Source organism: Methylomagnum sp. (assembly GCF_054333355.1).
The window spans coordinates 1-7,723 of record NZ_JBTEKS010000215.1 but is presented as its reverse complement, the minus strand read 5'-3'; the positions used below and the strand labels follow the sequence as shown (position 1 = coordinate 7,723).

Annotated in this window: 12 protein-coding genes; 1 reads left to right on the top strand and 11 read right to left on the bottom strand. The window is 58.1% G+C overall.

Translation table 11 applies throughout. The features are described 5' to 3' along the window. The 11 genes from ACXWUF_RS15090 to ACXWUF_RS15040 form a co-directional block, all read right to left on the bottom strand. Window positions 1-1,105, bottom strand: a 1,105-nt coding sequence (locus tag ACXWUF_RS15090) for an HAD-IC family P-type ATPase (protein WP_458495478.1), incomplete at its 3' end; no start/stop codon positions are given. Continuing rightward, entirely contained in the window at window positions 1,102-1,650 is a 549-nt protein-coding gene (locus ACXWUF_RS15085; RefSeq protein ID WP_458495477.1) for a cytochrome b, read from the bottom strand. The genes ACXWUF_RS15090 and ACXWUF_RS15085, both read right to left, overlap by 4 nt. A 32-nt stretch (window positions 1,651-1,682) precedes the next feature. Further along, window positions 1,683-1,841 (bottom strand): DUF3309 domain-containing protein, encoded by a 159-nt coding sequence (locus tag ACXWUF_RS15080; RefSeq protein WP_458495476.1) that lies wholly within the window; start codon window positions 1,839-1,841, stop codon window positions 1,683-1,685. Between the two features lie 100 nt (window positions 1,842-1,941). Further along, window positions 1,942-2,142 (bottom strand): CsbD family protein, encoded by a 201-nt coding sequence (locus ACXWUF_RS15075; RefSeq protein ID WP_458495475.1) that lies wholly within the window; start codon window positions 2,140-2,142, stop codon window positions 1,942-1,944. A gap of 219 nt (window positions 2,143-2,361) precedes the next feature. After that, window positions 2,362-2,571: a PRC-barrel domain-containing protein gene (locus tag ACXWUF_RS15070; RefSeq protein ID WP_458495474.1), complete on the bottom strand. Its 210-nt coding sequence runs from the start codon at window positions 2,569-2,571 to the stop codon at window positions 2,362-2,364. An 81-nt stretch (window positions 2,572-2,652) separates the two neighbouring features. Further along, window positions 2,653-3,228, bottom strand: a complete 576-nt coding sequence (locus tag ACXWUF_RS15065; protein ID WP_458495473.1) for a cupin domain-containing protein — start codon at window positions 3,226-3,228, stop codon at window positions 2,653-2,655. Between the two features lie 61 nt (window positions 3,229-3,289). Then, window positions 3,290-3,604, bottom strand: coding sequence for a BON domain-containing protein (locus ACXWUF_RS15060; protein WP_458495472.1), 315 nt, complete (start codon window positions 3,602-3,604; stop codon window positions 3,290-3,292). Window positions 3,605-4,396: 792 nt separating this feature from the next. Continuing rightward, a complete protein-coding gene (locus ACXWUF_RS15055) occupies window positions 4,397-4,918 on the bottom strand; it encodes a hypothetical protein (RefSeq protein ID WP_458495471.1) in 522 nt (173 codons plus the stop codon). A gap of 20 nt (window positions 4,919-4,938) precedes the next feature. Continuing rightward, window positions 4,939-5,427 (bottom strand): BON domain-containing protein, encoded by a 489-nt coding sequence (locus tag ACXWUF_RS15050; protein WP_458495470.1) that lies wholly within the window; start codon window positions 5,425-5,427, stop codon window positions 4,939-4,941. Between the two features lie 52 nt (window positions 5,428-5,479). After that, a complete protein-coding gene (locus ACXWUF_RS15045) occupies window positions 5,480-5,848 on the bottom strand; it encodes a hypothetical protein (RefSeq protein ID WP_458495469.1) in 369 nt (122 codons plus the stop codon). A gap of 242 nt (window positions 5,849-6,090) precedes the next feature. Then, window positions 6,091-6,918 (bottom strand): transglutaminase-like domain-containing protein, encoded by an 828-nt coding sequence (locus tag ACXWUF_RS15040; RefSeq protein ID WP_458495468.1) that lies wholly within the window; start codon window positions 6,916-6,918, stop codon window positions 6,091-6,093. A 470-nt stretch (window positions 6,919-7,388) separates the two neighbouring features. On the opposite strand from ACXWUF_RS15040, the gene ACXWUF_RS15035 reads away from it, so the two are divergent. Next, on the top strand, window positions 7,389-7,538 hold the full coding sequence (locus ACXWUF_RS15035; RefSeq protein WP_458495467.1) for a hypothetical protein: 150 nt from the start codon (window positions 7,389-7,391) through the stop codon (window positions 7,536-7,538). Window positions 7,539-7,723: the final 185 nt, after the last annotated feature.

Genomic DNA, 7,723 nt, shown 5'->3' with positions numbered 1-7,723 from the left:
CCTTGCTGGCCAGGATGGAAAACTCAACCAGGGCATGGAACGTTTCCGGCAGCGCGTCGGTTGCCGCAGCGTTCACCGTGAAGCTATCGCCGGCGGCGTACAGTCGCGCCACCGTCATGCGGTTCTCGGTGAGCGTGCCGGTCTTGTCCACGCACAACACCGAAGTCGCCCCCAAGGTTTCGATGGCGGCCAATCGTCGGGTTAATACCTTCTGTTTCGACAACCGCCATGCGCCCAGGGCCGGAAACACCGTCAGCACCACCGGGTATTCTTCCGGCAACATCGCCATGGCCAGGGCGATACCGGCCAAGGCCGCCTGCAACCAATCGCCGCGCAGCAAGCCATGGACGACGGTCAATAGCAGGCTCATGCCCAAGGCCAGCAAGGCCAAGGTGCCGATCAGCCGCGCGGTCTGTTTTTGCAGGGGCGAACGTTCGGCTTGCAGCGTCCCGAGGGCGGCGCCGATGCGGCCTATCTCGCTACGCGGCCCGGTGGCCGTGACCCGCGCCGTGCCCTGCCCCGCCACCACCAGGGTGCCGGAATACACGAACGGCGTGTCGTCGCCGCCGGGCCGGGCCGCGGCCGCTTCTCCGGCGGCGATTGCCTTGTTGACCGGCCCCGCCTCGCCGGTCAGCAGGGATTCGTCCACCTGCACGCCGCTGCCCGCGACCAGCACGGCGTCGGCGGGCACCCGGTCGCCCTCGGCCAGCATCACCCAATCGCCTAGCACCACCTCGCGCCCGGCGATGCGGCGGGCCTCGCCGTCGCGGATCACCAAGGCGCGGGGGCTGGTGAGATCGCGCAAAGCCTCGATGGCCCGTTCGGTCTTGCCTTCCTGGTAGAGCGTCAGGCCCAGCGTCACCAGCACGAAGCCGAACAGGACCAAGCCTTCCCGCAGTTCGCCGAAGATCAGATACAGGCTACCGGCGGCGAACAGCAGCAGGAACATCGGTTCCCGCGCCGCTTCCCAGACGATGCGCAGCCAAGTGCGGCGTTGCCCGCCGGGCAGGGCGTTGGGGCCGTCCTCGGCCAGTCGTTTCGCGGCCTCCGCCGCAGTTAATCCGTGGCTGTCGGCCTGGACTTCCAGACGGGTTGGTATGGTCACTCTTGGCGCGGCAGCATCCGCCTAAGCGTGCCATCCCGCATCACGTAGTGGTGAAACAAAGCGGCGGCGGCATGGAAGCCGATGAGGAAATAGCCCACCGTGCCGCCGGTCTCATGGATATCCTTGATGAACTCCGCCGTGCTTTTGCTCTCGCCGATGAGGGCAGGCCAGTGGAAGCCGAAGAAGGGAATCGGCTTGCCCGCCGCGCTGAGCATCAGCCATCCGGCCAGAGGCATACCGATCATGAATGCATAGAGCGCGTAGTGCATCAGTCTGGCCAGCCGCGCCTGCCAGCCCAGCGGCTCCGACCCGAGGCGCGGAGTAGGACCGCTCATCCGCGCCGCCAAGCGCAACGAAGCCAGAATCAAAACTGACAGGCCCAGCATGAAATGCCAGGTCTTCAAGCCCTCGCGGAGATCGCTGCCCTTGGGGAACAACTCGCGCAGTTCGATGCATGAGTACACCGCCGCCAACAAAAGCAGCATGAACCAGTGCAGCCCGATGGACAGCGACCCGTAACGGTCCGCGCTATTACGCCATGGCATGGCTTGGGGTCGGATTAATACCTTTGTTTCGACTAGATTCTGCCCATCAAAAACAGAATCAGCACGATAACCAGCACCACCCCGAGTATTCCGCTGGGACCATAACCCCACCCCCGGCTATGGGGCCAGGTTGGGATGACTCCCAGAAGCATCAGTATCAGGACCACCAGTAAAATTGTGCCCAGCGACATTTTGATTCTCCCATTAAATAACTAAAAAAGGTGCCGCTCATTGGGTGAATGGCACCAAACCGCTTGCTCATGAATCGGAGTCGTTAAAAGAAGCCAATAATCAACTGAGCTTCTGCTCGAAGTCCTTGATCCGATTTTCGGCTTCGTCTTGCGCGATCCCGTATTTCTCTTGGATTTTGCCGATGAGCATATCGCGCTTACCGGCTATTTGGTCCAGTTCATCATCGGTGATTTCGCCCCAGGTTTCCTTAACTTTGCCCTTGAATTGCTTCCAATTGCCTTCCACTTGATTCCAGCTCATTGCCGTTCTCCTTGCGTTTCCATGATTATTGCCACTTTAATTTCCAGCCATTCCAAATACTGCTATCGCCCGTTCAATTCCTCCTCAGGGGTTGACGTGATAAAACTGATTGAGATCCTCGCGCCACTGGTCCCATTTATTCAAACTGTCCGGCCAGTGTTTCTTATCAAACCCCGGAGCCTTTTTTAAGGTATTCTTATCCACATCGAAAACGTAATACTATTTATCCCGAGTCCAATGTAGTGCCTTCCAGGGAACGGCAAAGAGCTTATCCCCCATACCCAATACGCCACCGAAGGAAACGACGGCATAGACTACTTGGCCGCTCTCCGGATCGAGCACCAATTCCTTGATGTCGCCGAGATTGTCTCCGTTGGAATTTTTTACATCGGTACCGATGATATTGCTGGCCCGGCTCACCTGCTGCATCGACTCATTGGACTCCTGGGCACGCTCCGCCGATTCCTTTTGGCGCTCCCGCAGGGATCGGCCCGACGCTCAGTCAACGCTCTATTCCGTCGTTTTGCCGTCGAAATGTTCGTTGTCGGCTTCTGCGTCGGCGCGAGTATGATGGACGACGCCGTCCCGATGATTCGGCGGTGCATAGAGCGTATAGAGCTTCAGTGGAACACTGCCGGTATTGATGATGTTGTGATTCGTCCCGGCTGGGACGACTACCGCGAAGCCCGCTCGGATCGCCGTTCGAACGCCATCGAGAACCGCCTCACCGGTCCCCTCCTCCACGCGAAAGAACTGGTCGAGCTTGTGGACTTCCGCCCCGATTTCTTCGTTGGGCTTCAACGCCATCACGACGAGCTGGCAGTGCTTTGCCGTGTAAAGCACTCGCCGAAACTCATCATTCTTGACGGCGAGACCCTCGATGTCCTGCGCAAAGCCTTTCATAACGACTCCTCTTTCGTTTTGCCCCACGGGGGCACGCTCAACCGATTTCTTTCGGTGCTCGTGCTTGAGTTCCTTCTGCTTTTCTTTGACCTCCTGTTGTTTCTCCTGGATGTCAACCGCACAGGAGGTGCCCACGCCTGCCGCATTCAAAAATACGGCTACAATGGAAATCAATGTTTTCATACGATCCTCCGATTACTTAATCAGAGGCTTCGCCTCTGCTTTTTAGGCGTGATTTATTACCCTATTTAAGCCGCATGTCGTTCTTGACGGACTTCACGCCGCCGACGCCGCGTGCCACGGCGGCCGCCGTGGCGATATCCGCCTTGGAATTCACGAAGCCGCTCAATTGGACCACGCCCGTGAAGGTTTCAACGTTGATCTCGGCGGAACTTAAGGAAGGCTCATTCAATATGGCCGCCTTAACCTTGCTGGTGATGGTGGTGTCGTCAAAATACTCCCCGGTTCCCTCGTGCTTCGGCGTCGATGCGCAACCCGCAGCGGTGATTAAAGTCAGGGCTAAAATAAATGCGGAAATAAACCCGATAAGGCGCTTCATGACTAAGTCTCCAGTTGATTATTATTACAAGGCTTACGAAAAACACTATACTTGATGGCGTGGTTAAAATATGGGCAGGCGATCTCGACCGAGATTACAATCTCGACGCTAAACCGGGATGTTGTCGAAACCTTGAAGGCACTCTAGCCTCAAAACCAGCCGCAGTCGGTACGGTAGCGCACATACAGACAGGATGGATTCCGTATGCTGTAATCGGGAGAGTTATTCTTTGAGTTTCAAAATCCATGATATTAACCCGCCTTTTTAATACTACTTCGTAGCAAAGGCGCTACTGTGGCTCGGTATATGGATCGCGGGTTACAGAATCGGTATTCGCGGCAGGAAGGACGTGATGAAAGCGGATTAATAACGCTATTCCAAAAAGGTCACTGAATAGCCTCCAAAAAATCCGCTATTCTGCCTACATACCAAAATTGAAGCGTCCCATACCCATTGAACTGGATGGAGTGGGCCATGCCGAGAAGGATGTGCTGATTCCTAGAAGAACGGCGCTTCCAAGGACTTTGCGCGTGTGGTGCCAGCCAGGGGAACCGGGAAGCGAGGCGGTGCAAGCGGCCACCGCGCATCGTTATCCCGGAACCGAAGGCCCAAGTGGCCGAGTTTAGGCTGAAGAAACCCTTTGATACCCTTCGACAGGTCCAGGGCGAACAGCCTGCCGCGATAGGTTTTAAATACGAAGCCGACCAGGATTCGACTAACGATCAGGTGCCGTTCCCGCCGGTTAAATTCTTAGGGGCTGGGGCGATTCTTTTCCCGAAACCGTCAGAGTCTTTAATCGCTTACGCTGGTTTCGCCGGTCGATGAGATATCTTCCGCCTTGGCCTTTTCGAAGATTTCCTTCGCCTTCGAACGCGCTTCGGAGCTTTCCGTATGCACGGAAATCAAAGCGCTTCCTCCTGTGATCTTTCCCTCATAGCGCTTGGCCTCGTACTCGGGAATGCCCAAGCCGACCAGGGCACCAGTCAGGCTACCCGTGGCGGCACCCACCGCCGCGCCGCTCAAGGCACCCATGATCGGCCCGGCGGCGATGAAGGGGCCGATGCCGGGAATGGCCAGGCTACCGATGCCAACCAGCCATCCCAGCACGGCACCCACGCCAATGCCCGTGGCACCCCCGATGGCGGCGCCTTCGGGCATCTTGGTGTGCTTTTCATGGGCGAAGTCCTTGGTGCCAGATTTGTCCGGTAGCAGGACGGAAATGTCGTTATTCGGGAAACCTGCCGCCTGCAAGTGGCCGACGATGGTCTCTGCCTGTTCGATATTTTGGGCGATGCAAAATACTGCTTTTTTCATGACCTATCTCCTAATGCCGATTAAGGCGTTTTGGCTTCGAGTTGATTGTCAACCTGCTTCACGCCCCGTGTCTTTTGGGCGATGGATTGCAGTTTGTTTTTTTCCGCGTCATTTTTGACGGGGCCACGCAGAGTCACCACGCCGTTGCGGGTGATGATCTTGGCGTTGTGCGCGTCAAGTGACAGCGATTTGTTCTTGACGATGGTTTGGCGGATGGCCGTCGTGATCTTGACGTCGGCCTTGGTTTCCTTTTGGTCTTCCGGGGTGAGGGTGGCATCGTCACTGTCGCGAGTATTGCGCTCGGTGTTTTCGAGTTCCGAATTGGCCGCGAGCGGCGGGATGGCGGGTTCGGCTCGGATGTTGCCGACCGTCGGCATCAGGCCCGCCATCAAGACGACGGTCAATAACCCTAATCGCTTCGGCATCGTGAACGCCTTGCGATTAAAGTTTCTCAGGCTCGCTTCGGTCATCGATTCGTCGGTGTTATTTACTTTGCCTATGGTTTTCATAATGGTCTCCTTTATTTTCCGACCCCTTTCTCGGGGCAGGCTCCTGGGGGTTCTATTTTTCGGGGGCGTTATGTTCAGGCACGCCATGCATCATCAGTTGCTTGGGGACTTGGTTTAATTTCAGGTGGTGTTTCATGGCCTTCAACCACTCGTCCTTTAGTCGCGCCTGCTCCTTTTCATCCTTGGCATCGCGAATTTGATGTACGTAGTCATAGTTGATAAGCAGGTATTCCTGGACTTGCCGCAGATGGGCATCCGTCTGCTCTTCGCTCATGCCTCCCATGCCACTCATATCGCCCATGCCCGCCATGCCTTGGTGTGGCGGCTTGGGCGGCGAGGCATTTTTCTCTTCAGCGAATGCGGGTGCATTGAAGACGGCAAAGCACAGCAGAGCGGTCATCGTTTTGGCTATCGTTTTCATGGTTTTTTCCCGTGGGTTGGACGCCGACAGCAAAGTCGATGCCTGCTTGCATGGCAATTGAGTTCGCTGCTTATTAACGTTCTATTGGCCACGCCCGAGTGGGGAGCGGGCCGTGGTCCATGCCGCCATGCGCCAGACGGTATGGTCGAAATCCTGTGGATACTCTAGCCGCAAAGCTAGCCGCCGTCGGTACGGTAGCGCACGTACAGACAGGGCGGATTCTGTAGGCATCAAAGTGGCCTTCAATCTTGAAGGCCACAGGGCTGCCGCACCTCATCCGTCCAGACCTTGAAGCCGGTCAACTTAGCGGGGCCGAACGTGCTGCTTATCGCGACGTCGGCGGCGTCGCGGCCCCGCGCGATCAGCACCCGGCCAATGCGCGGCGCATTGTTCCGGGCGTCGAAGGTGTACCAATCGCCGCCGAGGTAAGCCTCGAACCAGGCGGCGAAGTCCATCGGGCCATAGGGCGGCGGCAGGCCGATGTCGCTCAGGTAGCCGGTGCAGTAGCGGGCGGGGATGTTCATGCAGCGGCAGAACGCGATGGCGAGGTGGGCGTAATCCCGGCAGACGCCGATCCCTTCATCGAAGGTCTCCCCCGCCGTCCGGGTGGAGCGGGCGTGCTCGTAACCAAAGACGACATGGCGATGCACGAAGTCGCAGATGGCCTGGACGCGCCCCCACCCGGGGGGCGAATCGCCGAAGAGATTCCAGGCCGTCTGGGATAGCCGGTCGGTATCGCAATAGCGGCTTCCCAGGAGGAACACCAGGGTCTCCTCGGGCAGGTCTTGCACCGGGATCTGTTGGGCCGACGGGGCGACGATATCCGCCTCGCCCGTATCGTTCAGGACCGCGTCGGTCGACAGCCGGAGCCGGCCGCTCGGCGCGACGATCCGGCTGCACCAGTTGCCGAAGCCATCGCGATAGCCAGCGATGGGGATGGCGGGCGTGGCGATGAGGTGGTCGGGAATGACGAGGTCGGAGACGCGGGTGAAATGGATGTTCACCGTCAATATCATCGGCGTCGGTTGGGGGCAGTCGTAGAGGAGTTCGTAGCCGACTCGGATTTTCATGATTCGCCTTCCAGGTGTTGGCACTCGTAAGCTTCGGCGACTCCCTTGAATTTCCCCTCGCCGTCGGGTTCCTTATGTAGCGAATTCGCCTCCTTCGTGATGAGGCGGATGGTTCCACTGGTTGAATCAAACTACTGCGGAACCTCGCCGCTGTCTGTGCGTCCGCCTACGTACACCCGCTTTCCAGCAAGCTGACGAGGCGTTGTCAACTTATGCGGAGCGCAACGCGAACAGCCTTGCCGACGAGCGACATCGGTTGAATCGCCGACGGTGGAACCTCCCCAGGCCACCCTTCGGGCACGGGTGACCTCTCGCCAGGCTTCAAACGCCTGGCACCGGGCGGCTCGATGGTCCACCGCCGCCGGATAACGGTGACTAATCCGAAACGGCTCTTATGGTGTTCTGAGGTCATGGTAAAAGGCGCTTTTGCCCACCATGTGCCGACTCCCCCACCTGCTTGACGAGGGCAAATGCCACGGGGAACTGAGGCGGATGCGCTGGCGGAACGACCAGCAGCCCGCCTGCCAGCGGTATCTGTGCGGGACTGCGGCAAGCGGTTCGACGACCTGACGGGGACGATCCTGGGGGTTGAGCAGCAACGGAACCGAAAACCTTGGTAAGCCCGTCGAACCGTCTCGTTTGGCTCTAGACCTTTTCTATTCCTTCATCATAAAGAAAAGCTTCAATGAGGCCGGGGCGATATACCCCGGATATACGTCGCCACGGCGTTGAATCGGATCGTGTCCGACCAGCTTCAATGAGGCCGGGGCGATATACCCCGGATATACGGGATTGGAGACTTCCC